Raw genomic sequence first — 25962 nt, forward strand, 5'->3', positions numbered from 1 at the left:
GGCACTGTGGCCTGGTCAGACGCGACGGAGGAGCGTGAGGTGCATGGCGTCGGTGCCGTGGACGTGCGGCCAGAGCTGGACGTCCTGGCGGTCGCCGAGCTCGATCGCGTCGCGCGCCTCGGGGCGCACGACGTCGCGCACGACGGCCGGGGCGTCGAGGACCTCGACGTCGTCGCGGCGGCGGAGCACGTCGGCGACGACGACCTGGGTCTCGGCGAGGTGCGGCGAGCACGTGACGTACCCGACCACTCCCCCGGGCCGGACGGCGTCGAGCGCGGAGTCGAGGAGCTCGCGCTGGAGCCCGGTGAGGGTCGCGAGGTCCGCCGGGGTGCGCCGCCACCGGGACTCGGGACGACGGCGCAGCGCACCGAGGCCGGTGCAGGGGGCGTCGAGGAGCACGCGGTCGTACGCACCCGGCTCGTCCTGCCCGACGGCGCGCCCGTCGCCCGTGCGCACGGCCTCCACGGCGTCCGCGGGCACGGCGGCGAGCGCGTTCTCCACGAGGCGTGCGCGGTGCGGCTGGACCTCGTTGGCGACGAGGCGTGCCCCGCGCTCGGCCGCGAGCGCCGCGAGGAGCGCGGCCTTGCCGCCGGGGCCGGCGCACAGGTCGAGCCAGCGCGCGTCGTCGCCGGTGGAGCCGGGCTGCGGTCCGGTGAGCGGTGCGGCGGCGAGCGCGAGCGCGACGAGCTGGCTGCCCTCGTCCTGGACGCCGGCGCGGCCGTCGCGCACGGCGCCGAACGCGGCGGGGTCGCCACCGTCAAGGGTGAGGGCGGTGGGCGCCCAGCGGGCGGGGGTGACGCGGTCGTCGCCGTCGGAGAGCTCGTCGGGGGCGGCGAGGCCGGGACGGGCGACGAGCGTGACGCGGGGGGCGTCGTTGTCGGCGGCGAGGAGGGCGTCGAGCTCGTCGACGGGGCGCCCGTTGCCGGCGAGGGCGTCGCGCAGAGCGCGGGCGATCCACACGGGGTGGCTCTGGGTAGCCGCGAGCGCCGCGAGGGCGTCCGGGGCGTCGTCGGCGATGGTGGTGAGCCAGTCGTCGAGGGGGGTGCGGGCGACGCGGCGCAGGACGGCGTTGACGAGCTGGGCGCTGCCGGCGCCGGTGCGCTCTCGGGCCAGGCCGACGGTCTCGGACACGGCGGCGTGCTGGGGCACGCGCATGCCGAGGAGCTGGTGCGCGCCGAGCCGCAGGACGTCGAGCACGGGCGGGTCGAGGCGGTCGAGGGGGCGGTCGAGGCACAGCGCGAGGATCGCGTCGTAGCGCCCGCGCAGGCGCAGGGTGCCGTAGGCGAGCTCGGTGGCGAACCCGGCGTCGCGGCCGCGGATGCCGCGCTCGCGCAGCAGCGGGGGCAGGACGAGGTTGGCGTAGGCGTCGGATCCGTCGACCTGGCGCAGGACGTCGTAGGCGACGGCGCGGGCAGGGTCGGTGCCCTTGCGGCGCTGGGAGGGTGCGTGCGCGCTGCGGGACGTCTCGCCCCGGGAGCGGGCGGCGCCGCGCTGGCGGCCGCGGGCGTCGCGGCGCGCGTCGGCACGGCGGTCCTGGCCACCGGCGGACCTGTTCGAACGGGCGTTCGAGCCGTTGCGCTCGGCCTCTCCGCGCGCATTCGAACGCGCGTTCGACTCGCGGTCGTCCCGCGCGGGTCCGTTCGCCCGATCGTTCGAACGTGCGTTCGATCCCCTGGTCGACGGCGGGCGGTCCATGGCGTCGCGGTCGCGGTCCGCGGGCGTGCCGCCGCTCATCGGGCGACCTCCGCGCCGAGCACGAGCTCTTCGGGGAGGCGTGCCCCGCGCGCCCAGTCGGCGGCGGGCATCTGCTTCTTGCCGACGGGCGCGACGTCCCCGAGCCGGACGGCGTGCGTCGCGGTGCCGACGAGCACCTCCTTCTTCCCGGCGCGCACCTGCCCGGGGGCGAGGTCCGTGACGTCGGGGCGCGGCGTCACCGGGCCGAGGCCGAGGCGGGCGCGCGCGCCGTCGGGACCGGGGACCGTGGTCCAGGAGCCCGGCGCCGGGGTGCAGCCCCGCACGAGGCGGTCGACCGCGAGCGCCGGGTGGTCCCAGCGCACCTCCGCGTCGGCGGGCGTGAGCTTCGCGGCGTGGGAGACGCCGTCGGCGGGCTGGGGCTGCGGGCGCAGGGTCCCGTCCTCGAGCGCGTCGAGCGTCGCGACGAGCAGCCCCGCGCCGGACACGGCGAGGCGGCCGAGGAGGTCCCCGGCGGTGTCGCGAGGACGGATGGTCTCGGTCGTCGTGCCGAGGGTGGGGCCGGAGTCCAGGCCCTCCTCGATGAGGAACGTCGTGGCGCCGGTGACCTCGTCCCCGGCGATGATCGCGCGCTGCACGGGCGCGGCGCCGCGCCAGGCCGGCAGGACGGAGAAGTGCAGGTTGACCCACCCGTGCCGCGGCACGGCGAGCACGTCGGGGCGCAGGATCTCCCCGTACGCGACGACGGGTGCCGCGTCGACGTCGAGCTCCGCGAGGCGCGCGAGGAACTCCTCGCCGCGGGGGCGGTCGGTGATCACGGGGATCCCGGCCTCCTCCGCGCGCACGCGGACGGGGCTCGGGGTCAGGCGCCGTCCCCGGCCCGACGGCGCGTCGGCGCGCGTGAGGACGGCGACGACGTCGTGGCGGGAGTCGAGGAGGGCGTCGAGGGACGGGACCGCGGTATCCGGGGTCCCGGCGAACAGCAGGCGCATGGGCCCGAGTCTAGGTCGCGCGGCGCTCCCGACCGCGCGGTCGGGAGCCGCGCTACCCGAGCGCGGGAGTCTCCTCGTGCCCTGGTCCGCCCACCGTCCGCGCGCCGAGCGGCACGTCCAGGGGACGTCCACCCGGCGCGAGATCGCCGCCTCGGGGCACACGAACCCTCCTCCGGTCGCCGGACGACCACCCGCACGGTGATCTCGACCGCGTCGTCGCTCTCGACGACGTCGACGCCCGCGTACTCCTCGCAGGCGGCGCCGTGCTCGACCACGATCGGCAGCACGTCCCCCGCGAGGTCCGCGTCCGGAGCGACGTGCCACCGTGCGGTCGCGCTCGGCGCGCCGTCGGAGCAGGCCGCGAGCGCCGCCACCACGAGCAGCGCGGACGCCATGAGGGCCGGTCGCCGAGCGGGGAGCACGGCTCTCATCCCAGCAGACGCCGCGCACCCGCGGAAGGGTCGGCGCCCGTCAGCCCAGGGACCCCGGTCGACCACCTCCGGCCCGCGCGGTGCGGGACGCGCCACGGACGCCCGCGGCGACCGTCACCGCGCGACGGGCACGCCGAGGTCACGCAGGGCGGCGCGCAGGCCGGGCGTGCCGTCGAAGAGGTGCGTGCGCAGGCCGAGCCGGGCCGCGGCGTCGATGTTCGCGGGACTGTCGTCGGTGAAGAGCGTGCGCGCCGGGTCGAGGCCGAACCGGTCGACCGCGAGCGCGAAGATCGCGGGATCGGGCTTGGCGAGACCCTCGCGCCCGGAGACGAGGACGTCCTCCATGAGGGTCGTGGCCGGGGCGGCGGGCCCGGCGTGGGGGTACAGCTCGGCGGACCAGTTCGTCAGCCCGTAGAGGCGCAGCCCGAGGTCGCGCAGCTCGCGCACCAGCTCCTCGGAGCCCTCCACGGGGCCGGTGAGCGTCGCGGGGAACTCCGCGACGTAGCGGTCCAGGAGCGCCACGTGGTGCGGGTGGGACGCCGCGACGGCGGCGCGCGCGTCCGCCCACGTGGCCCCGGCGTCGCGCTCGTGGTTGAGGACCCGGAAGTCGACGTCGGCGAAGAACGCGTCGACCACCTCCCGCTCCAGCCCGGCGTACGCGCCGTACGGGTCCCAGCCCACCAGCACGTTGCCGAAGTCGTACAGCACGGCGTCGATCGCGCGCTCGGGGGTGCCGCTGGTCGGCGCGGGGTGGTGAGTCGTCACAGGATCTCCTTCGGGTCGAGCTCCACCCGCACGCTACCCGGCTCCCGGCGCGCCGACCGCACCGCGAGGGACGCGGCGAGCTCACGCGCGAGCCGCCGGCCGTCGCGCACGGGCACCCGCACGACGGCGCGCACGGGTGGGGCGTCCAGCATCCCCGGCCCCGGGCCGTCGACGGCCCCGCTCCCTGGGCCGCCCGCCCCCGGCGCCCGCCCGCGCGGCGGGGGCGCGGGCACCTCCACGGGACCGAGGACGGCGTCGGGCCGCGCCAGCTCCACCCGCCCCAGCAGCGCCGCGACGGCCGGGCGGTCCCCCGTCACCGCCGCCACCCGGACGGCGGGCGGCAGGGACAGCTCGGCCCGCTCGTCGAGCTCCCGGTCCGCGAGGAGCGCCGGGTCCCAGCGCACGAGCGCGTTGGTCGGCGCCGGGGCGGCGTCGCCGACGAGCAGCACCTGCCCGCCCGCGGTCGCCGGACGCACGAGCGCCGCCGCGGCGAGCCAGCGCGCGAGCGCGTCCTGCGCGACGTCCAGCCCGACGTGCGCGGTGCTCACGGCGGCGTCGAGCAGGAGCGCCGCCGCGTACCCGCCCTCGGCGACCGGCTCCGCACCCGGCGTCGCGACGACGAGCGCCGGTCGGGACGACACCGCGCCCAGCACGCCGCCCGCCGCGGCCGCGCCGGACACCTGCACGGGCACGCCCGCGAACGCGCGTCCCAGCTCCTCCGCCGTGCGTTGCGACCCCACGCGCACCGACCGCAGCCCCGTCCAGTGGCACTCCGCGCACGACCAGCCGCCCGCGAGCGCCCCGCACCACGCGCACTGCGGCGTCGCCTGCGGGCCGGACAGCGCGAGCGGGCCGTGGCACACGGTGCAGCGCGCCGGCGTGCGGCAGCGCCCGCACGCGACGACGGGCACGTACCCCGAGCGGGGCACCTGCACCAGCACCGGCCCCTGCTCGAGCGCGGAGCGAGCCGCGCGCCACGCCGCGGTCGGGATGCGGGCCGCGGCGCCCGGGCCCTCGGCGGCGAGCTCCACGGAGGTCAGGGCGCGGACCCGGGGCGCCCGTGCCCGCACGACATCGCGCGGCGCCGCCAGATCGTGCGCCCAGCCCCGGGTCACGAGCGCGTGCGCCGCGACCGTGCGGCCGTGCGACCCGAGGAGGAACGCGGCACCCTCCTGGTCGCTGCGCAGCGCGAGCACCTCGCGCGCGTGCGGGTAGGGGGCACGCGGCTCGGCGAGCGTGTCCTCGCCGTCGTTCCAGCACACCACGAGACCGAGGTCCGCCACCGGGGCGAACGCCGCCGCCCTGGTCCCCACGACGACCCGCGCCCGGCCGTGCAGCACCGCGAGGAAGCCGCGGTACCGCGGCGCCGGTCCCTCGTCCGCGGTGAGGCGCACCACCTCGCCCCCGGTCGCGGCGTCCCACGGGGGCAGCCCCGCGGCGTCCAGGGCGGCGCAGACCTGGTCCACGTCCCGCGCGTCGGGCACGACGACGAGCGCCCCCCGGCCGCCCGACCGGGCCGCGCGCACCGCCTCCGCGACGGCCGCGGCCCAGTGCGTCACGGGCAGCGGGTCCGCCGCCCGGCGCACCCGCGCGGCACCCTTCCCGCGCTCGACCGGCCCCGGCACCGAGGCAGGAGGGGCGGGCGGCGCGAGGCCCGGCAGCGCGGTCCACACCGCCCGTGGCGCGCCCCCGCCCGCGACGTGCGCGAGGAACGCCGCGCCGGCGCGGTACGGGGCCCACACGGACCCGCCGGACGCCGCACCGGACCCTGCGGCCTCTGACGGGGCGGGGTGTGCCGCGCCGGACTCGCCCACCGGCGTCGTGCCCCCCGCGGCGCCGCTCCCGGGTGCCGCGGCGACGGCGGCCGCGAGCGCCTGCTCGGCGCGCGCGTGCCGGGGCGGGACGGCGAGGCGGAGCACGTCCGACAGAGTGCCCGCGTAGTGGTCGGCGACCGAGCGCGCGAGCCGCGCCACGGCCGGCGAGAGCACCGGCTCCGGCGAGACGACCCGGCGCAGCGGCAGCAGGCGGCCGTCGTGGTCGGAGCGCTCGGTCCGCTCCAGGACGTACCCGTCGACGTCGCGTCCGGCGAACCGCACCTTGACCCGCACGCCGGGCTGCGCGTCGTCGGACATCGTGGCGGGCACGAGGTAGTCGAACGCGCGGTCCAGGTGCGGGGGCGCCAGGTCGAGCGCCAGGCGCGCGACGGGCAGGTGCGCCGCGACCTGCTGGGACGCCGGGACGGCCGGGCGCCGTGCCGCGGGCGCCGAGACGCCCGGCAGGGTGTCCTGCACCGCCTGCGCCGTGTCCTCGGGCTCGCTCACGACGTCATCGAACCACGCGCCGCCGTCACGACCGGGCGGGCGGGCGGCACCTCGCCGAGCGCGCGGACGCTCGGGCACGCCAGCAGGTCGACCGGCAGGCGAGCCGGCGCGGCCGTGCGAAGCCGGGCCGGGCTCGTCACACCTGGGACTGCAGGTCCGCGACGCGGTCCGTGCGCTCCCACGTGAACTGGTCCAGCTCGCGCCCGAAGTGCCCGTACGCGGCCGTCGCGGCGTAGATGGGGCGCAGCAGGTCCAGGTCGCGGATGATCGCCGCGGGCCGCAGGTCGAACACCTCGCGGATCGCGGCCGTGATGCGCTCGACCGGCACCTTCTCCGTGCCGAACGTCTCCACGTACAGGCCCACGGGGTGCGCCTTGCCGATCGCGTACGCGACCTGCACCTCGCAGCGGCGCGCGAGGCCCGCCGCGACGACGTTCTTCGCGACCCAGCGCGTCGCGTACGCGGCGGAGCGGTCCACCTTCGACGGGTCCTTGCCGGAGAAGGCGCCGCCGCCGTGGCGGGCCATGCCGCCGTAGGTGTCCACGATGATCTTGCGGCCCGTCAGGCCGGCGTCGCCCTGCGGGCCGCCGACGACGAAGGTGCCCGTCGGGTTGACGAACAGGCGCGTCTCGCGCGTGTCGAGGTCGACGCCCGCGGCCTCGAGGACCGGCGCGACGACGTCGTCCGCGACGAGCCGGTGCAGCGCGTCCTGCCGCACGTCCGGGTCGTGCTGCGTGGACAGGACGACGGTGTCGAGCGTGACCGCACGGTCGCCGTCGTACCCGATGGTGACCTGCGTCTTGCCGTCCGGGCGCAGGCCCGGCACCGTCCCGTCGCGGCGCACGAGCGCGAGACGCTCCGCGAGGCGGTGCGCGAGCCAGACCGGCAGCGGCATGAGGCTCGGCGTGTCGTCGCTCGCGTACCCGAACATCAGGCCCTGGTCGCCCGCGCCCTGCGCGTCGAGCGGGTCGTGGTCGCGCTGGTCGTCGCGCTCCTCGAGGCTCTTGTCGACGCCCTGCGCGATGTCGGGCGACTGCTGCCCGATCGACACGGAGATGCCGCACGAGTCCGCGTCGAAGCCGATCGCGGACGACGTGTACCCGATGCGGCGCACGACGTCGCGCACGATCTGCGGGATCTCGACGTACGCGTCCGTGGTCACCTCGCCCGCGACGTGCACGAGGCCCGTGGTGACCATTGTCTCGACCGCCACGCGGGACGTCGGGTCCTGCGTCAGGAGCGCGTCGAGGATGGAGTCGGAGATCTGGTCGCAGACCTTGTCCGGGTGCCCCTCGGTGACGGACTCGGACGTGAACAGACGCAGATCAGCCATGCCGCACAGCCTACTGTCCCGAGGCGTGGGCGCGGGCATCCGGTAGGCGAGACGAGACGCGGGTCACTCGACCCGTGCGACCCCGTCGTCCGCCGTCGCCGCGGCCACCCGGCCCGCGACGACGTCCCACACGGCGTCCGCCACCGCGCGCTTGGTGCCCCCCGCCGTCGCGACGACGTCGCCGGACCCGTCGACGACGGTCACGTCGTTCGCGTCGACGCCGAACCCGAGGCTCTCGCCCACCGCGTTCACGACGAGCAGGTCCGCGCCCTTGCGGCGCGCCTTCGCCCGGCCGTGGTCGAGCACCGAGCCGTCCGCGTCGCCCGTCTCGGCCGCGAACCCCACGACGACCTGGCCGGCGCGCAGCCGGTCGTGCGCGAGCTCGGCGAGCACGTCCGGGTTCTCGACGAGCGCGATCGGCTCCGGCCCGCGGCCCGGCACCTTCTTGATCTTCGCCCCGGGTGCGTGCGCCGGGCGGAAGTCCGCGACCGCAGCGGCCATCACGACGACGTCCGCCGACGCCGCCGCGGCGCGCACCGCGTCGCGCAGCTGGGCCGTCGTCTCGACCCCGACCACGTCGTCCAGGCCGGCGTCCCGCACCAGCGCGGCGACGTCCGGGGCCAGGTTCGCCGCGACGAGCGTCACGTGGGCGCCCCGCGCCCGCGCCGCCCGCGCGAGCTCGACCCCCTGGCGCCCGCTGGACCGGTTGCCGATGAAGCGGACCGGGTCGATCGGCTCGCGCGTGCCGCCCGCGGAGACCACGACCCGACGACCCGCGAGGTCGCGCACCGGCGCCGGTTCCCCGCTGGCGCCCGCCTCGTCGTCGGCGCCCCCCGCGACGGCCAGGGCGACACGCGCGATCTCGTCGGGCTCGGGCAGGCGCCCCGGGCCCGTGTCGGCACCCGTCAGACGGCCCGACGCCGGCTCGATCACGTGCACGCCGCGCTCGCGCAGCGTGGCCACGTTCGCGCGCGTGGCCGGGTGCTCCCACATCTCGGTGTGCATCGCGGGCGCCATCACGACCGGGCAGCGCGCGGTCAGCAGCGTCGAGGTCAGCAGGTCGTCCGCCCGGCCCGACGCCGCCCGCGCGAGCAGGTCCGCGGTCGCGGGCGCCACGACCACCAGGTCGGCGCCCTGGCCCAGCGCGACGTGCGGCACGTGCTCCACGTCCTCGAACACCTGGTCCGTCGCGGGCTCGCCCGACAGCGCCTCCCACGTGGGCGCGCCCACGAACCGCAGCGCCGACGCCGTGGGCACCACGCGCACCCGATGCCCTCGCTCGCGCAGCAGCCGCAGCAGCAGCACGGCCTTGTACGCCGCGACCCCGCCGCTCACCCCGAGCACGATCCGCATGTCGCTCCTCCCGCCGGTCCCGCTCGAACTCCGCGTCCACCCCGGGGGCGGACGGCCGTGGACGCACGAACGCCGCGCCCTCGTCGTGAGGGGCGCGGCGTACGGGCTCAGGCCTCGTCGGCCTCGTCGGGCTCGGCCTCGATCGTCAGCAGGCCCGCGTTGATCTCGCGCATCGCGATCGACAGCGGCTTCTCCTGGTTGCGCGTCTCGAGCAGCGGCCCGACGTTCTCCAGCAGGCCCTCGCTGAGCTGCGAGTAGTACGCGTTGATCTGGCGCGCGCGCTTGGCCGAGTAGATGACGAGCGCGTACTTCGAGTCGACGTGCTCCAGCAGGTCGTCGATCGGCGGGTCGGTGATGCCCTCGGGGGCGGCGACGGTTCCGGACACAGTTCGCTCCGTGGGTTCAAGGGTCTGCAGCCGACGGCTGCAGCTGGTCGATGGCGGCGGCGCGCCGACCGCTCCGTCCGGGGCCGGGCGGCGCGGCCCCGGGCAGTCGCCGGGTCCGCGGACCGGGCCTGCGGCCCACCGGGGAGCGGGCCCGCGCGCGGGCACCGCAGGACAGTCTACTCGGTGTGCTGCTGAGTGTGCTGCTCGGTGCGCTGCTCGGTGCGCTCGGGCGGCGCGGGATCCGCCGACCGCGCGGCGTCACCCGTCCCGCCCACGACGGGCCGGGGCTCGAGCCCCATGACGCGCACGAGCTCGTCCGTCGCGCGGTGCACCTCGTCGTTGACGATGACGTGGTCGAACTCCGACTCCGCCGCGAGCTCGACCCGCGCCGTCGTGAGCCGACGCTCGCGCTCCTCCGCGTCCTCCGTGCCGCGGCCGACGAGCCGGCGCACCAGCTCGTCCCAGCTCGGCGGGGCGAGGAACACGAAGCGCGCCTCGGGCATCGAGGCCCGCACCTGGCGGGCGCCCTGGAGGTCGATCTCCAGGAGCGCCGGCACGCCCGCGGCGAGCTTCTCCTCGACCGCACGCCGGGGCGTGCCGTAGCTGTTGCGACCGTGCACCACCGCCCACTCGAGCAGCTCCCGGTCCGCGACCATGCGGGCGAACTCGTCGGCGCCGACGAACAGGTAGTGGACGCCGTCCACCTCCCCCGGCCGCGGGTCGCGCGTGGTGGCGGACACGGACAGCCACACCTCCGGGTACCGGGCCCGGATGTCCGCCGACACCGTCCCCTTCCCCACGGCGGTCGGACCGGCAAGGACGGTCAGGCGGGCGGGGCCGGGTGAGACCACCGACGCCGACGTCCCCTCGGCGGGGGCGTGCGGCGTCGGGTCGGACGGGTGCGCGGAAATGTCAGCCAAACCTCTCGATGAGGGCCGCGGACTGGTGGGGGCCGAGGCCGCGGACACGACGTGTCTCGGCGATCCCGATCTCCTCCATGATCGCCCGAGCCTTCACCTTACCCACGCCGGGCAGGGACTCCAGCAACGAGACCACCTTGAGCTTGCCGATCATGTCGTCCGTCTGCCCGCGCTCGATGACCTCCTTCAGGGAGCCCTGGGAGTACTTGAGCCTGTTCTTCACCTCGGCGCGCACGCGTCGGGCCTCTGCGGCCTTCTCGAGCGCCGCCGCGCGCTGTTCTGGGGTCAGGGGTGGAAGTGCCACGCAAGTCACCTACTCGTCGTCAGGCGGATGGGCCCACTCAGTCGTCCCGGCGTGCCCCGACGAGGAGCCCTAATCGGGTGAATCACCCGGGCGACCTGCGCCGACGCACGGAGCCGACCCCTCGAAAGTAGCGAGCCTCGACCGATCGGGCAACGACTGGGCAGGGCGCGTCGCGCGCCGTCGGCGCAGCGAGGGGCGTCGTGAGGTGACCGAGGGGACCGTCAGGACGCCACGAGGCGCGCGACGAGCGCGTCGCGCACGGCCGTGGTCACCCCGCACGCGACGAGGTAGCCGTCCACGCTCCCGTGCTCGCGGGCGGCGAGCTCCCACGCCGCCTCGAGGTACTCCGGCTCCACCGTGAGGACCGGGGCCAGCGCGTCCGGGGACAGGCCCGGGATGGGCGGGACGAGCGCGGCGAGTCCACCCACGGCCGACCGGCTCGCGAGGTACTCCGCCCGGCGGTCCTCCTCCCCGACGCCCGCGACGTACTGGGCGAGGGCGACCACCCACCCGGTGCGGTCCTTGCCCGCCGAGCAGTGCACGACCGCGGCGCCGTCCGACGACGCGACCTCGCCGAGCACGCGCCCGACCGTCGCGCGGATGCCCGGGTCCTGGACGAACGTCGCGTACACGCCGTGCATCATGCGGCGCGCGACCGCGGTCGGGTCGTCCGCCGCCAGCAGGCCCGCGATCAGCGCCGCGGGGTCGGCCGACGCTCCCCCGCCGCCCCCGGCCTGCAGGCCCTGCGCGGGGTCCATGCCGCGGCGCAGCACCCGCACGCCGCCCGGCACCGCGTCCGCACCGTCGCGCTCGAGCTCGTCGTCCCCGCGCAGGTCGAGGACCGTCGTCACCCCGAGGTCGGAGAGCGCCGCCTGGCCCGCCGGGGTCAGGCGCGACAGGCTCGCCGTCCGCAGCAGGACGCCGGTGCGCAGGGGCTCGTCGTGGCCGATCGGGACCGCCCGGCCTCCGACGTCGCGCGCGTTCCACGTGCCCGGCAGGTCCAGCGCGCCCGGCACGGCCGCGCCCTCGGGTGCGGGGACGGCGGCAGCCGCCTCCGTGGGCGTGCCGGAGCCGCGCGGGCCCGCGTCGTGGGACGTGTCGTGGGAGGTCATGGGCGCAGTCTCGCACGGCACGACGACGACCAGCGTGCCCGGACCCTCGCCGACCACGTCCCGGAACGACGGCGGGGCCGGCACCCGCAGGTGCCGGCCCCGCCGCCCGGGTCGGTCTCTCAGCCGCGCAGGGCCTGCGCCGCCTCGTCCGTGGCCGCTCGCGCCGCGGCGCGCAGGGCGTCGGCGTCCGGTCCTGCACGCAGGACGCCGCGCGAGGAGGACGCGAGCACCTGGCGCCGCGCGTCCCCGAACACGGCGGCGAGCTCGGCCGCTCCCGCGCCCTGCGCACCCACGCCGGGGGCCAGGAGCGGGCCCCGCACCGCCGCGAGGTCCGTGCCGGTGCGGGCCGCGGCGTCGGCGATGGTCGCACCGACGACGAGCCCGACCGGTCCGAGCGCGTCGCCCGACTCGACGACGGGCGCGTTGAGCCGCGCGGCCTCGCGCGCCACGTGCGCCGCGACCGACTCCACGTCGGCTCCGGCGCCGCGGCGCGCGTGCTGCACCTCGGCCCCCTCGGGGTTCGAGGTGAGGCACAGCACGAACAGCCCGCGCCCGGTCTCCAGGGCGGCGTCCACCGCGGGCTGGAGCGAACCGAAGCCGAGGTACGGCGAGACCGTCAGCGCGTCCGCCGCCAGCGGGGAGCCGTCGCGCAGGTACGCGTCGGCGTAGGCGGCCATGGTCGAGCCGATGTCGCCGCGCTTGGCGTCCATGATCGCGAGCGTGCCCGCCGCGCGGGCCGCCGCCAGCACCTCCTCGAGCGCCGCGACGCCGCGCGACCCGTGCCGCTCGAAGAACGCCGACTGCGGCTTCACCGCCGCCACGCGCCCGCCGACCGCCTCGACGACCCGCAGCCCGAACTCGCGCAGCCCCGCCGCGTCGTCGGGCAGGCCCCAGTCCGCGAGCAGGCCGGGGTGCGGGTCGATCCCGACGCACAGCGGCCCGTGGTCGTCCGTCGCGGCAGCGAGCCGCGCGCCGAAGCCCCCGCTCACGCGCCCACCCGCTCCGCGGCGGCGGTAGGCAGCGTGACGCCGGCCGTCAGGCCCTCGCCCGCCATGTGCTCCTGGAGGCTGGCCACCGCGAACGGGCCCGCGAGAACCGCCTCGATGCCCTGCACCGCCGCGGCGAGCTGGTCGACCGTCGTCGCGATCGGCTTGTCGGCCGCCGTCGTGGCGGCGCGGATCTCGTAGCCGTCGGCGCGCGCGCCCTGGCCGGACGGGGTGTTGATGACCATGTCCACCTCGCCGGCCGTGATGAGGTCGACGATCGTCGGCTCCCCGTCGGCGCCGCGGCCAGCGGAGAACTTGCGCACCACGCGCGACGCGATGCCGTTGCGGCGCAGCACGCTCGACGTGCCGTCCGTCGCGAGGATCTCGAACCCGAGCTCCGCGAGGCGCTTGACCGGGAAGACGATCGAGCGCTTGTCGCGGTCCGCGACCGAGACGAACACGCGGCCCGACGTCGGCAGCCCGCCGAACGCGGCGGCCTGCGACTTGGCGAACGCGTGCGGGAAGTCACGGTCGAAGCCCATGACCTCGCCCGTCGAGCGCATCTCCGGGCCGAGCACCGTGTCCACGACGGCGCCGTCCGCGGTGCGGAAGCGCTTGAATGGCAGGACCGCCTCCTTGACCGCGATCGGCGCGTCGAGCGGGAGCGTGCCGCCGTCGCCCTCGGCGGGCAGCACGCCCGCGGCCCGCAGCTCGGCGATCGACTCGCCCGCCATGACGCGCGCCGCGGCCTTCGCGAGCGACGTGCCCGTCGCCTTCGAGACGAACGGCACCGTGCGCGACGCGCGCGGGTTGGCCTCCAGGACGTACAGCACGTCGGAGACGAGCGCGTACTGCACGTTGAGCAGGCCGCGCACCCCGACGCCCTGGGCGATGGCCTCGGTCGAGCGGCGGATGCGCTCGATCTCCTGCTCCGAGAGGGACACGGGCGGCAGGACGCACGCCGAGTCGCCGGAGTGGATGCCCGCCTCCTCGATGTGCTCCATCACGCCGCCGAGGAACAGCTCGGTGCCGTCGTAGAGCGCGTCGACGTCGATCTCCATCGCGTCGTCGAGGAAGCGGTCGATGAGCAGCGGCGCGGGCAGCGTGCCTGCCGTGCGGTCCTCGGCGGCGGCCGCGGCGAGCGCACGCTCGACGTAGCCCGTGAGCTGCTCGGCCGAGTAGACGATCTCCATGCCGCGCCCGCCGAGCACGTAGGACGGGCGCACGAGCACCGGGTAGCCGATGCCGGCCGCGACGTCCTTCGCCTCGTCGAGCGAGCGCGCCGTGCCGAACGCCGGGGCGGGCAGGCCCGCCTCGACGAGCACGCGGCCGAACTCCCCGCGGTCCTCGGCGGCGTCGATCGCCTCGGGGCTCGTGCCGAGGATCGGCAGGCCCGCGTCCGCGAGGCGCTGCGCGAGCGCGAGCGGCGTCTGCCCGCCGAGCTGCACGATGATGCCCTTGACCGGCCCCGCGGCGAGCTCGGCCTGGTAGACCTCGAGCACGTCCTCGAACGTGAGCGGCTCGAAGTAGAGACGGTCGGACGTGTCGTAGTCGGTCGAGACCGTCTCCGGGTTGCAGTTGACCATGACCGTCTCGTAGCGCTCGCGCAGCGTGAGCGCCGCGTGCACGCACGAGTAGTCGAACTCGATGCCCTGGCCGATGCGGTTGGGGCCCGAGCCGAGGATGATCACGGCCTCGCGCTCGCGCGGGGCGACCTCGGTCTCGAGGTCGTAGGACGAGTAGTGGTACGGCGTGCGGGCCGCGAACTCGGCCGCGCACGTGTCGACCGTCTTGTAGACGGGGCGCACGCCGAGCGCGTAGCGCACCTCGCGCACGGTCGCCTCGCCGGCGGGGCCCATGCCGCGCAGGCGCGCGACCTGCGCGTCGGACAGGCCGTGCTTCTTCGCCTCGCGCAGCACGTCCTCCGTGAGCGCGGGCGCGTCGGCGACGGCCGCCGCCACCTCGTTGACCAGCTGGATCTGGTCGAGGTACCACGGGTCGATCTTCGTGGCCTCGAACACCTGCTCCACGCTCGCCCCGGCGCGCAGCGCCTGCTGGACGCCGATGATCCGGTTCTCCGTGGGGCGCGCGATGCGCACCAGGAGGTCGTCGAGGTCCGCGCCGGAGACGGGGTCGCCGTCCCAGTGGAAGACCGAGCCGCCCTTGTCGATCGAGCGCAGCGCCTTGCCGAGCGCCTCCGTGAAGTTGCGCCCGAGCGCCATGGCCTCGCCGACGGACTTCATGGTCGTCGTGAGCGTCGGGTCGGCGGCCGGGAACTTCTCGAACGCGAAGCGCGGCACCTTGACGACGACGTAGTCGAGCGTCGGCTCGAACGAGGCCGGCGTGACCTGCGTGATGTCGTTGGGGATCTCGTCGAGCGTGTAGCCGACGGCGAGCTTCGCCGCGATCTTCGCGATGGGGAACCCGGTGGCCTTGGACGCGAGCGCCGACGAGCGCGAGACGCGCGGGTTCATCTCGATGACGATGACGCGCCCCGTGTCCGGGTCGACGGCGAACTGGATGTTGCAGCCGCCCGTGTCGACGCCGACCTCGCGGATGACCGCGATGCCGATGTCGCGCAGCTTCTGGTACTCGCGGTCCGTGAGCGTCAGCGACGGCGCGACCGTGATCGAGTCGCCCGTGTGCACGCCGACGGGGTCGACGTTCTCGATCGAGCACACGACCACGACGTTGTCGTGCTTGTCGCGCATGAGCTCGAGCTCGTACTCCTTCCAGCCGAGGATCGACTCCTCGAGGAGCACCTCGGTCACCGGGGAGTAGTGCAGGCCCTGCCCGACGATGCGGCGCAGCTCCTCCTCGTCGTACGCGAAGCCCGAGCCGAGGCCGCCCATCGTGAACGACGGGCGCACGACCATCGGGTAGCCGAGGTCGCCCGCGGCCGCGACGGCCTCGTCGACCGTGTGGACGATGACCGAGCGCGCCGACTCGCCGCCGCACTTCTCGACGACGTCCTTGAACTGCTGGCGGTCCTCGCCCTTCTGGATCGCCTCGATGTTCGCGCCGATGAGCTCCACGCCGTACTCGGCGAGGACGCCCGCCTCGTCGAGCGCGATCGCCGCGTTGAGCGCGGTCTGCCCGCCGAGCGTGGGCAGGAGCGCGTCGGGGCGCTCCTTGGCGATGATCGAGGTGAGGACCTCGGTCGTGATGGGCTCGACGTACGTCGCGTCGGCGAACTCGGGGTCGGTCATGATCGTGGCCGGGTTCGAGTTCACGAGGACGACCCGCAGGCCCTCCTCCTTGAGCACGCGGCACGCCTGGGTGCCGGAGTAGTCGAACTCGCACGCCTGGCCGATGACGATCGGGCCGGACCCGATGACCAGGACGCTGGAGATGTCGGTTCTGCGAGGCACGGTCAGCTCTCCTTGGTGTTCTGGTCGGCGGCTGCGGAGCTCTGAGCGCGTCGGGACGCCATGAGCTCGACGAAGCGGTCGAAGAGGTACGCGGCGTCGTGGGGGCCGGCCGCGGCCTCGGGGTGGTACTGGACGGAGAACGCGGGCAGGTCGAGGCACTCGAGCCCCTCGACCACCTGGTCGTTGAGCCCGACGTGGGACACGACGACGCGCCCGTAGCGGCCGCCGTCGTGCGGGGCGACGGACTCGCCGTCCAGCGGCGCGTCCACGGCGAACCCGTGGTTGTGCGCGGTGACCTCGACCTTGCCGGTGCGGCGGTCCATGACGGGCTGGTTGATGCCGCGGTGTCCGTACGCGAGCTTGTACGTGCCGTACCCGAGGGCACGTCCGAGGATCTGGTTGCCGAAGCAGATCCCGAAGAACGGGGTGCCGCGGTCCAGGACGCCGCGCAGCAGCTCGACCTCGTGCGTCGCCGCCCCGGGGTCGCCCGGGCCGTTGGAGAAGAACACGCCGTCGGGCGCGTACGCCTCGATGTCCTCGATCGTCGACGCGGCGGGGACCACGTGCACGCGCACGCCGCGCTGGGCGAGGCGCTGCGGCGTCATGGACTTGATGCCGAGGTCGACGGCGACGACGGTGGCGACGGGCTCGCCGTCGGGCGTCGTGCCCTCGAAGGGCTCGACGACGTACGCCGTGTCCGTGCTCACCTCGCGCGCGAGGTCGGCGCCGGCCATCGCGGGCGCCGCCTTCACCTCGGCGACGAGGTCCTCCACGGTGCGCGGGTAGCCGTCGCGCACGAGCGCGTCCCCGGAGAAGATGCCGGCGCGCATCACGCCGAGCTCGCGCAGGTGGCGCGTGAGGGCGCGCGTGTCGACGTCGCTGATGCCGACGACGCCCTGCGCGGCGAGCTCCTCGTCCAGGGTGCGCTGCGCGCGCCAGCTCGACGCGCGGCGGGCCGCGTCGCGCACGACGTACCCGGCGACCCAGATCTTGCCCGACTCGGGGTCCTCGTCGTTGACGCCGGTGTTCCCGATGTGGGGCGCCGTCATGACGACGATCTGCCGGTGGTAGGAGGGGTCGGTGAGCGTCTCCTGGTAGCCGGTCATGCCGGTGTTGAAGACGATCTCGCCGACCGTGGTGCCGCGCGCGCCGTAGGCGCGCCCGGTCTGCACGGTTCCGTCCTCGAGGACGATCAGGGCCCGCTCGGCGGGCGGTGCGGTCGCTGAGGCCAGGGTGGTCGCTGTGTTCACTGGGGCGGTCACGGTGCTTCCTCGTCGTTCTCGTCGGTGCCGGGGGCCGCGCTCTCGCGCGTCGGCGCCGGGTCTGCGGGGTCTGCGGGGGCGGCGCCGCTCGGCGCCCCGGGTCGTCGCTCGTGCGTGCCGGCGGCTACGGGTTCGTCGCGGTCGGCGTCGGCTCGTCCGGCGAGGCCGCGGACGGCCTCCAGGAGGCGCGCGACGTCGTGGTCGTGGCGGGGCAGGAGGCCGGTGTCGAGCCGAACCTCGGGGTTCGCCGGAGCCTCGGGCGCGTCGGCAGGGACCGGCTCCCCGGGCACGGTCCACGTCACGACGACGATGGCCTCCTTGCCGACGAACTTGCCGGCCATCCCGGGCGTGAGGGCCACGCCCCCGACCGCGGCGGCGGGCACCCACAGGTCCGGGGCGCCGCTGCGCTCGATCAGCAGGCCGCCGTCGTGCACGGTGGCCTGGGCCTGGGACCGGTCGCCGAGCCCGTGGGCCCCGACGCGGGCGAGCCAGTCGCCCGCGAGCGTGCTGGACACGTAGAGCGCGTCGAGCGGCCCGAGCACCACGGCACCCCGCGCGGCCTCGGCGGGCACCGCCGGGGGCGTGGGGACGACGCCGGCCGAGCGACGCACGAGGCGCCGGCGGCCGACGAGGACGAGCGTCAGGAGGACGACGCCGAGGACGACCCAGATGCCGACCGCGACGGGCTGGGGCAGGTTCACGCCCCCACCCCCTGCGCGTCCGCGGGTGCCGGGACGGGTGCGCCGTCGAGCACGGTCGCGCGCCCCCGCAGGAACGTGGCGACGACGGCGCCGGGCAGCTCGCGGCCCTGGAACGGCGTGTTGGTGCTCGCCGTGACCTGCCCCGCACCGTCGACGACCCGGCGCGCGGCCGGGTCGACGAGCGTCACGTTGGCGGGCTCGCCGACCTCGAGCGGGCGGCCCTGGGCGCGCGCGCCGGTGTCGATGCGGCCGATGCGCGCGGGCGCGCTCGAGAGCACGCGCGCCACGTCGGCCCACGTGAGTCGGCCGGTGTCGACCATGGTCTGCTGGACGACGCTGAGCGCCGTCTCCAGGCCGGTCATGCCGAAGGCTGCCGCCGCCCACTCGCAGTCCTTGTCCTCGCGCGCGTGCGGCGCGTGGTCGGTCGCGACGATGTCGATCGTGCCGTCGGCCAGGCCCTCGCGCACCGCCTCGACGTCCGCGGCCGTGCGCAGCGGCGGGTTGACCTTGAACGTCGGGTCGTAGCCGCGCGCCAGGTCGTCGGTGAGGACGAGGTGGTGCGGCGTGACCTCGGCCGTGACGTCGATCCCGCGGCCCTTGGCCCAGCGCACGATCTCGACCGAGCCCGCGGTGGACAGGTGGCACACGTGCAGGCGCGAGCCCACGTGCTCCGCGAGGAGCACGTCGCGCGCGATGATCGCCTCCTCGGCGACCGCGGGCCAGCCCGCGAGGCCGAGCTCGGCAGAGACGACGCCCTCGTTCATCTGGGCGCCCTCGGTGAGGCGCGGCTCCTGCGCGTGCTGGGCGACGACGCCGTCGAACGCCTTGACGTACTCCAGCGCCCGTCGCATGAGGATCGGGTCGTCGACGCACTTGCCGTCGTCGGAGAACACGCGCACGCGCGCGGCGGAGTCGGCCATCGCGCCGAGCTCGGCGAGCTGCTCGCCGGCGAGGCCGACGGAGACGGCGCCGACCGGGTGCACGTCGACCCAGCCCGCGTCGCGCCCGAGGCGCCACACCTGCTCGACGACGCCGGCCGTGTCCGCGACGGGCGTCGTGTTCGCCATCGCGTGCACGGCGGTGAACCCGCCCGCCGCGGCGGCGCGGGTGCCGGACTCGATCGTCTCGGCGTCCTCGCGGCCCGGCTCGCGCAGGTGCGTGTGCAGGTCGACCAGGCCGGGCAGCGCGACGAGGCCGGTCGCGTCGACGACCACCGTCTCGTCGTCCGCGGACCCAGCCCGCGCGGCACCGACCGGCGCGATCTCGGCGATCACGCCGCCCGAGAGCACGAGGTCGACGGGGTCGCCCCCGAGCGGGCGCGCGCCGCGCAGGACGTACGTGGTGGTTGCGGCGCTGCTCACGAGGCGGGGACCCTTTCGACGACGGGAGGCTGGACGGGCGGGTGCGGGACGGCTGTGGCAGGGGCGGCGTCGGTCTCGTCGCTGCCCGCGAGGAGGAGGTAGAGCACGGCCATGCGCACGGCGACGCCGTTCGCGACCTGCTCGACGATGACGGCGCGCGGCGAGTCCGCCGCCTGCGCGGAGATCTCGAGCCCGCGGTTCATCGGGCCGGGGTGCATGACGATCGCGTGCTCGGCGAGCAGCCCGAGGCGCCGGGCGTCGAGCCCGTACTTGCGGCTGTACTCGAGGGGGTTCGGGAAGAACGCTCCCCCGCCGGCACCCGAGCCGCTCATGCGCTCGCGCTGCACGCGCAGCATCATCACGGCGTCCGGGCCGCCGTGCGCGGTGTCGCCGGCGAGGGTCGCGTCGAGGTCGTAGGAGACCGCGCACGGCCACGTCTGGACGCCGACCGGCAGGAGCGTCGGCGGGGCGACGAGGGTCACGCGCGCACCGAGCGTGTGCAGCAGGTGCACGTTGGAGCGCGCGACGCGCGAGTGCAGCACGTCCCCGACGATCGCCACGTGACGCCCGTCGAGGCCCGCGCCGCGCGCGGCGGCGTCGTCCGGGCCGCTCGCGCCGGGAGCGGTGAGGCCCGTCCCGGACAGGTGGCGGCGCAGCGTGTACGCGTCGAGCAGCGCCTGCGTCGGGTGCTGGTGCGTGCCGTCGCCGGCGTTGAGGACCGCGGCGTCGAGCCAGCCCGCGTGGGCGAGCAGGTGCGGGGCGCCGGACGCCTGGTGCCGCACGACGACCGCGTCCGCGCCCATCGCCTGGAGGGTCAGCGCCGTGTCCTTGAGCGACTCGCCCTTGGACACGCTCGAGCCCTTGGCCGAGAAGTTGATGACGTCGGCCGACAGGCGCTTGGCCGCCGTCTCGAACGAGATGCGGGTGCGCGTCGAGTCCTCGTAGAAGAGGTTGACGACCGTGCGGCCGCGCAGCGTCGGGAGCTTCTTGATCTCGCGCGCCTGCGTCGCGGCCATCTGCGCGGCCGTGTCGAGGATGCGCACCGCGTCGGCGCGCGCGAGGTCCTGGGTGGACAGCAGGTGCCTCATGCGGGGGCCTCCGTCCCGGTGGTGGCGGACCGGATCACGACCGCGTCCGTCGAGGACCCGTCCGCGGGCGCGCCGTCGACCTCGGCGAGGCGCACGCTGACGCGCTCGGACGTCGACGTCGGCAGGTTCTTCCCGACGAAGTCGGGGCGGATCGGCAGCTCGCGGTGGCCGCGGTCGACGAGCGCGGCGAGCTGCACGGCACGCGGGCGGCCCAGGTCGCTGATCGCGTCGAGCGCGGCCCGGATCGTGCGCCCGGAGTACAGCACGTCGTCGACGAGGACCACGACCTTGCCGTCGATGCCCGACCCGGGCAGGCGCGTCGCGCCGATCGTCCGCGTCGGGTGGCGGTGCAGGTCGTCGCGGTACATCGTCACGTCGAGCTCGCCGACGATGGCGTGCGGGTCCGGCGCGCCGTCGGCGGGCGTCCCCTCGATCGCGGCGAGGCGCTCGGCGAGCCGCGTCGCGAGCGGGACGCCGCGCGTCGGGATCCCGAGGAGGACGAGGTCGTGGGCCCCCTTGTTGCGCTCCACGATCTCGTGGGCGATGCGCGTCAGCGCGCGGGAGATGTCGGCGGCCGTCAGGACGACGGTCCCGGCCTCGGGCGTCGTCTCCGGGGTCGATGGGGGTGGTGTGGGCACAGCAGCGCCAGAGCTCATGTCCGGCGACCTCCTTCCCCGCCTCACGGGACGGGCCTTAAAGGATGTCTGACGGTCACCCACCCTACCGCCGCGGGCCGCGGCGGCGGGTACGCGTCCCGCCGGATAAGACGCGGCGTCGGTCACACCCGTGACCGACGCCGCGTCGAGGGTCGCGCCGGCCCGCAGCAGGGCCGTGGAGCGCTCAGGCCGTGATCGTCGGCTTCATCTCGACGATGCGGGCGAGCAGCCCGTTGACGAACGACGGCGAGTCGTCGGTCGACAGGGAGCGCGCGAGGTCGACGGCCTCGTCGATCGCGACGACGTCCGGGACGTCGTCGTTGAAGAGGATCTCCCAGCCGCCGATGCGCAGCAGGGCCCGGTCGACCGCCGGCATTCGCTCGAGCGTCCACCCGTGGGAGTACGTCTCGATCAGCTCGTCGATGCGGTCGCGGTGCGCGAGCACGCCCTCGACGATGTCGACCGCGTACTGCGGCAGGGCGGTCTGCGCGGTGCCGGGGTCGGCGACGCGCTCCGCGAGGAGGGTCGCCGGGTCCACCTGGCGCTGCTCCGCCTCGAAGAGGACGTCGAGCGCGCGCTTGCGCGCCTTGGTGCGTGCGGCCATGTGTGTCGTCAGCCCGTCGTGCCGGCGGTCAGTCGTTCACGCGGCCGAGGTACGAGCCGTCGCGCGTGTCGACCTTGACCTTGGTGCCCTGCTCGAGGAAGAGCGGGACCTGGATCTGCGCGCCCGTCTCGAGCGTGGCCGGCTTGGTGCCACCCGTGGAGCGGTCGCCCTGGAGGCCCGGCTCCGTGTACGTGATCTCGAGGACGACCGAGGCGGGCAGCTCGATGTAGAGCGGCTGGCCGTCGTTCGACGCGATGAGGACGTTCTGGTTCTCGAGCATGTAGTCCTTGGCGTCGCCCACGATCTCGGCACCCACCGTGATCTGGTCGTACGTCGAGGTGTCCATGAACACGTAGTCCGCGCCGTCCTGGTACAGGTACTGGAAGTCACGGCGGTCGACGTTGGCCGTCTCGATCTTGAGGCCGGCGTTGAACGTCTTGTCGATCGTCTTGCCCGTCATGACGTTCTTGATCTTGGTGCGGACGAACGCGCCACCCTTGCCGGGCTTGACGTGCTGGAACTCGATCACGGTCCACAGCTGGCCGTCGAGTCGCAGCACGGTGCCGTTCTTGATGTCGTTGGTGGTCGCCACGTTCGTCTTCCTGTCGGAGGGTCTGCGGTCTCCGCCCCACGCGGAGCCGCGTGCCGGGACGGCACGACAGGGTCCTCGAGGACGGGATGCGGAAATGGGCCTTGACGATCTTACCGGAGCGCGACGAGGACCGCGTTCGCGACCACGCCCACGGTCGCCGCCCAGCACATCGAGGCGAGCGTGCCGATGACGAACCGCTCGGACGCGACCGGGTGCTCCCGCAGCTCCGGGTAGCGCCCGAGGCCCTTGATCGCCACGACGAAGGCGATCCCGCCGGGCTCCCCGGCGAGGAGGCAGCCGGTGATGGCGAACCGTTCGAGGATCCCGATCCACGTGCCACCGCGCAGCGCCTTCACGGCCTCGGTCCCGATGGGTCCCGTCGTGGGAGGCGGCGGCGGGGGGACGGGGACGGAGGCCGGGTCCGCCGCGGCGGCCCGCGACCTCACGCGCCCCGCCCGCCGGGAGCCCGCCCGGGCCGGGTCGCCGGAGCGGGCAGCGGCGCGCAGCACCCACTGCGTCACGGTCCCTCCGCCGAGGACGCTCACCGCGAGCGCCACGACCCACACCAGCACGACCAGCACGACCGACACCGGGTCCGTCATCTCCCGCCCTCCCGCAGATCCTCCGACGGCTCACCCCGTCGGCTCGCCCCGAGCTCGCCCAGCAGCCTCGCCACCACGGGCCGCACCGCCGCCTCCTCGGGCCACAGCGCGACGCGCAGCCGCTGGCTCACGGCCTGCTCGGAGACCCCGAGCACGCGGGCCACATCCTTCTGGGTGCCACCCACGCGCGCGAGCGTGTCGACGGCCTCCCACCCCGGCGCGGTACGCCGGTCCACGACCGCCGCGAGGAGGCGCAGGAGCGCCTCGACCTCGGCGGCGCGCGCCGGCGGCTCGCCCCGGACGGCGACGGGCGCCGTCGCCGCGCGCGACTTGGCCTGCTCGACCGCCTCGCGCGCCCGCACGAACGCCTCCCCCGACGCCTCGCGCGAGACCGCGGGCAGCGGCTCGTCGACGCTCCCGGCGCCGACGCCGACGCTCCAGCCGCCGTCGCGCAGCAGGTCCAGCACGACCTCGACCACGGTGTCGGCGTCGTCGAGCACGCCCTGCACCTCGTCGCCCACGGTGCGGTCGAACGGCACCACGACGCCGGGGCGTGCGTCGAGGAGCTCGCCCAGGCGCGCGAGCACCTCGGGCACCCGGTCCGGGTGCCCCGTGCTCCCGCGCTGGTCGACGGTGAGGACGAACATGCGATCCAGGCTAGGCCCTTGAGGGGATCGAATCAAGCATGGGGGCTTGATGGAGAGGGATCAAGGCCGACGGTCGGCACGGGAGGGCGCCGCGTCAGCCCCGCAGCCGGGCCGCGAGCGCCTCGAGCGCGAGCCGGTACGAGTCGAACCCGAACCCCGCGATCGTCCCCGTGGCGACCGCGCCGACGACGGAGTGGCTGCGGAACGCCTCGCGCGCCGCGGGGTTGCTCAGGTGCACCTCGACGAGCAGGAGGCCGGAGGTCGTGACCTGCGCCGCCGCGTCGCGCACCGCGTAGGAGTAGTGGGTGAACGCGGCCGGGTTGAGCACGACGTGGGCGCGGGCGTCGACGGCCTCGTGGAGCCAGCCCACCAGCTCGGACTCGTCGTCGGTCTGCCGCACGTCGACCGTGAGGTCGAGCGCGCTCCCCCACGCGAGGGCGGACTCCTGGAGGTCGGACATCGACGCCGAGCCGTAGATCTCCGGCTCGCGCACTCCGAGCCGGCCGAGGTTGGGTCCGTTGAGGACCAGCACGCGTTCCATGGCGCCCGAGCCTAGCGGCGCCGCGGGGCGCGGCGCGTGGGTGCTCGTGCCGTGGTCGGGCCCACGGCACGCGACGGGCTTCTCGACGCGCGGCGGCCGGCGCCGTCGGGCACGCTGGCGGGGTGAGCCTCGTCGCCGTCCCCCGTGCCCGCTGGGAGCCCGACGCGCTGGTCGAGGGGTGGGAGTCGCTCGGGCTCCCGGCCCCGCGGCTGCCGGGCGTCGCCACCCCGGGCAGCGCGCGCGAGGCGGTCCCGCCGGTCCTGACGCTCGTGCGGCGCGCGCACCGGCCGGTACGCGCTGTCGGGACGGTCGTCCTCGTCCACGGCTACAACGACTACGTCTTCCAGGACCACGTCGTCGGGGCGCTCGCCGAGGCGGGGTGGGACGCGCTGGGCGTCGACCTGCGGCGTGCGGGCCGGTCGCTGCGTCCCGGGCAGGTGCCGCACTACGTGGACGACCTGCGCGAGACGGCGGCGGACCTCGGCGTGGCGGTCGCGGCCGCGCGGCGGACGCCGGGCCCGGTGGTCGTGCACGCGCACTCGACGGGCGGCCTGGTCGCGGCGCTGTGGGCCCACGCCCACCGGGGTGGGGGCGGGTGCGACGCGCTCGTGCTCGACAGCCCGTTCCTCGACCTGCGCGCGTCGTGGGTCGAGCGGACCGTGGGGACGCGGGTGCTGGACGCCGTCGGGCCGTGGAGCCCGCTGACGGTCGTCAGCGCGGGGCCTTCCGCGTACACCGGGCACCTGCTCGCGGACCGGGGCGGCCGGTGGACCTTCGACACCACGCTCAAGCGCCCCGAGGGCGTGCCGGTGCGGGCCGGCTGGCTGCGGGCGGTGCGGCAGGGGCACGCGCGCGTGGCGCGCGGCCTGGAGGTCGCGTGCCCGGTGCTCGTCGCCCGGGCCGAGCGGTCCGGGACGGACGACCCGACGAGCCCGGACCGCGAGCGGGACCTCGACGCGAGCGACACCGTGCTCGACGTCGCCCACATCGCCCGGCTCGCCCCGCGGCTCGGGCGCGACGTGACGGAGCTCGTCGTCCCCTGCGCGGTGCACGACCTCACGCTCTCCGCCGACGGACCGCGCGCGAGCTACCTGGGGGCCCTCGCCGGCTGGCTCGACGAGCGCGTCGTGCGGGTGGCGGCGTGAGCGTCGCCGCGGGCCGCACCGGCGGCTACCTGGAGGCGCCGTTCGTCGCGCTCGCGCACCGCGGCTTCTCGCGCGCGGGCCTGGAGAACTCCATGGCGGCCTTCGCCGCCGCCCGCGACCTCGGGCTGCGGTACGTCGAGACGGACGCCCACGCGACGTCGGACGGCGTGGCGGTCGCGCTCCACGACGCGTCGCTGGACCGCACGACGGACGCGCGCGGGCTCGTCGCCGACCTCCCGTGGCGGACCGTGCGCGCGGCCCGGATCGGCGGGACCGAGCCCGTGCCGTCGCTCGAGGACGTGCTGGGCACGTGGCCGGACCTGCGCGTGAACGTCGATGTGAAGTCGGCGGCGGCCGCCGAGCCGGTCGCGCGGGCGATCGAGCGCACGCGCGCGCACGACCGCGTGTGCGTCGCGTCGTTCGCGGCGTCGCGCCGGGAGGCGACGGTGGCACGGCTCTCGCGCCCCGTCACCGTGTCGGGGGCGCGGGGCGCGGTCCTGGGCATGTTCCTCGCCGGGCGGGCGCGGACCGACGCCCTGGCCCGGCTCGCGGCGCGCTCGGTCGACTGCCTCCAGGTCCCCGTGCGCGGGGGCTGGGTGCGCGTCGTCGACTCGGGGTTCGTCCGGGCCGCGCACCGGGCGGGCGTCGCGGTGCACGCGTGGACCGTGAACGACCGCGCGACGATGCACCGACTGCTGGACCTCGGGGTCGATGGGATCGTCACCGACCGCGCGGACCTGCTGCGCGACGTGCTCCGCGCACGCGGCCTGTGGGCGTGAGCGGCTCCGGGCTCCCCG

At 75.9% G+C, this 25962-nt stretch carries 24 protein-coding genes; 2 read left to right on the forward strand and 22 right to left on the reverse strand.

Translation table 11 applies throughout. The features are described 5' to 3' along the window. Window positions 1–15 precede the first annotated feature (15 nt). The 22 genes from ABRQ22_RS09140 to ABRQ22_RS09245 all read right to left on the reverse strand — a co-directional run bounded on the left by ABRQ22_RS09140 (window position 16) and on the right by ABRQ22_RS09245 (window position 24020). On the reverse strand, window positions 16–1734 hold the full coding sequence (locus ABRQ22_RS09140; protein WP_353709300.1) for a transcription antitermination factor NusB: 1719 nt from the start codon (window positions 1732–1734) through the stop codon (window positions 16–18). After that, the gene (fmt, locus tag ABRQ22_RS09145; RefSeq protein ID WP_353709301.1) at window positions 1731–2684 is read right to left on the reverse strand and encodes a methionyl-tRNA formyltransferase; all 954 of its coding nucleotides are present in this window, start codon (window positions 2682–2684) and stop codon (window positions 1731–1733) included. Before fmt ends, ABRQ22_RS09140 begins: the two co-directional genes overlap by 4 nt. 545 nt (window positions 2685–3229) lie before the next feature. Next, entirely contained in the window at window positions 3230–3880 is a 651-nt protein-coding gene (locus ABRQ22_RS09150; protein ID WP_353709302.1) for an HAD family phosphatase, read from the reverse strand. Then, window positions 3877–6201: a primosomal protein N' gene (locus ABRQ22_RS09155; RefSeq protein ID WP_353709303.1), complete on the reverse strand. Its 2325-nt coding sequence runs from the start codon at window positions 6199–6201 to the stop codon at window positions 3877–3879. The genes ABRQ22_RS09150 and ABRQ22_RS09155 overlap by 4 nt, the downstream gene beginning before the upstream one ends. 136 nt (window positions 6202–6337) lie before the next feature. Then, entirely contained in the window at window positions 6338–7534 is a 1197-nt protein-coding gene (gene metK / locus ABRQ22_RS09160; RefSeq protein ID WP_353709304.1) for a methionine adenosyltransferase, read from the reverse strand. A 63-nt stretch (window positions 7535–7597) separates the two neighbouring features. Beyond that, window positions 7598–8887 (reverse strand): bifunctional phosphopantothenoylcysteine decarboxylase/phosphopantothenate--cysteine ligase CoaBC, encoded by a 1290-nt coding sequence (gene coaBC, locus ABRQ22_RS09165; RefSeq protein ID WP_353709305.1) that lies wholly within the window; start codon window positions 8885–8887, stop codon window positions 7598–7600. 107 nt (window positions 8888–8994) lie between these two features. Next, complete coding sequence (gene rpoZ / locus ABRQ22_RS09170; protein WP_047234226.1) at window positions 8995–9273, reverse strand: DNA-directed RNA polymerase subunit omega; 279 nt, start codon at window positions 9271–9273, stop codon at window positions 8995–8997. Window positions 9274–9449: 176 nt separating this feature from the next. Then, window positions 9450–10124: a guanylate kinase gene (gene gmk, locus ABRQ22_RS09175; protein WP_353709306.1), complete on the reverse strand. Its 675-nt coding sequence runs from the start codon at window positions 10122–10124 to the stop codon at window positions 9450–9452. 61 nt (window positions 10125–10185) lie between these two features. Further along, the gene (mihF, locus tag ABRQ22_RS09180; protein ID WP_021482878.1) at window positions 10186–10497 is read right to left on the reverse strand and encodes an integration host factor, actinobacterial type; all 312 of its coding nucleotides are present in this window, start codon (window positions 10495–10497) and stop codon (window positions 10186–10188) included. Window positions 10498–10718: 221 nt separating this feature from the next. After that, window positions 10719–11609, reverse strand: a complete 891-nt coding sequence (locus ABRQ22_RS09185) for a tyrosine-protein phosphatase (protein WP_353709307.1) — start codon at window positions 11607–11609, stop codon at window positions 10719–10721. A 119-nt stretch (window positions 11610–11728) separates the two neighbouring features. Next, complete coding sequence (pyrF, locus tag ABRQ22_RS09190; RefSeq protein ID WP_353709308.1) at window positions 11729–12598, reverse strand: orotidine-5'-phosphate decarboxylase; 870 nt, start codon at window positions 12596–12598, stop codon at window positions 11729–11731. Beyond that, window positions 12595–15966, reverse strand: a complete 3372-nt coding sequence (gene carB, locus ABRQ22_RS09195; RefSeq protein WP_353709309.1) for a carbamoyl-phosphate synthase large subunit — start codon at window positions 15964–15966, stop codon at window positions 12595–12597. The genes pyrF and carB overlap by 4 nt, the downstream gene beginning before the upstream one ends. Before the next feature lie 2 nt (window positions 15967–15968). Beyond that, a complete protein-coding gene (gene carA / locus ABRQ22_RS09200) occupies window positions 15969–17162 on the reverse strand; it encodes a glutamine-hydrolyzing carbamoyl-phosphate synthase small subunit (RefSeq protein WP_253050700.1) in 1194 nt (397 codons plus the stop codon). 62 nt (window positions 17163–17224) lie between these two features. Beyond that, complete coding sequence (locus ABRQ22_RS09205; RefSeq protein WP_353709310.1) at window positions 17225–17929, reverse strand: hypothetical protein; 705 nt, start codon at window positions 17927–17929, stop codon at window positions 17225–17227. Then, window positions 17926–19290 carry a dihydroorotase gene (locus tag ABRQ22_RS09210; RefSeq protein WP_253049360.1) on the reverse strand — a complete coding sequence of 455 codons (1365 nt, stop codon included), beginning with the start codon at window positions 19288–19290 and terminating at the stop codon, window positions 17926–17928. The genes ABRQ22_RS09205 and ABRQ22_RS09210 overlap by 4 nt, the downstream gene beginning before the upstream one ends. Beyond that, entirely contained in the window at window positions 19287–20378 is a 1092-nt protein-coding gene (locus ABRQ22_RS09215) for an aspartate carbamoyltransferase catalytic subunit (protein WP_353709311.1), read from the reverse strand. Before ABRQ22_RS09215 ends, ABRQ22_RS09210 begins: the two co-directional genes overlap by 4 nt. Further along, window positions 20375–21034, reverse strand: coding sequence for a bifunctional pyr operon transcriptional regulator/uracil phosphoribosyltransferase PyrR (pyrR, locus tag ABRQ22_RS09220; RefSeq protein ID WP_353709312.1), 660 nt, complete (start codon window positions 21032–21034; stop codon window positions 20375–20377). The genes ABRQ22_RS09215 and pyrR overlap by 4 nt, the downstream gene beginning before the upstream one ends. Window positions 21035–21218: 184 nt before the next feature. Next, entirely contained in the window at window positions 21219–21638 is a 420-nt protein-coding gene (nusB, locus tag ABRQ22_RS09225; RefSeq protein WP_253049354.1) for a transcription antitermination factor NusB, read from the reverse strand. A gap of 28 nt (window positions 21639–21666) precedes the next feature. After that, a complete protein-coding gene (gene efp / locus ABRQ22_RS09230) occupies window positions 21667–22230 on the reverse strand; it encodes an elongation factor P (protein ID WP_021482610.1) in 564 nt (187 codons plus the stop codon). Between the two features lie 110 nt (window positions 22231–22340). After that, window positions 22341–22832: a hypothetical protein gene (locus ABRQ22_RS09235; protein ID WP_353709313.1), complete on the reverse strand. Its 492-nt coding sequence runs from the start codon at window positions 22830–22832 to the stop codon at window positions 22341–22343. Further along, on the reverse strand, window positions 22829–23479 hold the full coding sequence (locus tag ABRQ22_RS09240; RefSeq protein WP_353709314.1) for a hypothetical protein: 651 nt from the start codon (window positions 23477–23479) through the stop codon (window positions 22829–22831). Before ABRQ22_RS09240 ends, ABRQ22_RS09235 begins: the two co-directional genes overlap by 4 nt. Before the next feature lie 94 nt (window positions 23480–23573). Next, window positions 23574–24020 (reverse strand): type II 3-dehydroquinate dehydratase, encoded by a 447-nt coding sequence (locus ABRQ22_RS09245; RefSeq protein WP_353709315.1) that lies wholly within the window; start codon window positions 24018–24020, stop codon window positions 23574–23576. Window positions 24021–24142: 122 nt separating this feature from the next. Between ABRQ22_RS09245 and ABRQ22_RS09250 the strand changes: the two genes are divergently transcribed. After that, the gene (locus tag ABRQ22_RS09250; RefSeq protein ID WP_353709316.1) at window positions 24143–25165 is read left to right on the forward strand and encodes an alpha/beta hydrolase; all 1023 of its coding nucleotides are present in this window, start codon (window positions 24143–24145) and stop codon (window positions 25163–25165) included. Beyond that, window positions 25162–25944: a glycerophosphodiester phosphodiesterase family protein gene (locus ABRQ22_RS09255; protein ID WP_253049346.1), complete on the forward strand. Its 783-nt coding sequence runs from the start codon at window positions 25162–25164 to the stop codon at window positions 25942–25944. Before ABRQ22_RS09250 ends, ABRQ22_RS09255 begins: the two co-directional genes overlap by 4 nt. The last annotated feature ends 18 nt before the right edge of the window (window positions 25945–25962 follow it).

Origin of the sequence: Cellulosimicrobium sp. ES-005 (assembly GCF_040448685.1) — a bacterium.
Lineage (GTDB): Bacteria > Actinomycetota > Actinomycetes > Actinomycetales > Cellulomonadaceae > Cellulosimicrobium > Cellulosimicrobium cellulans_G.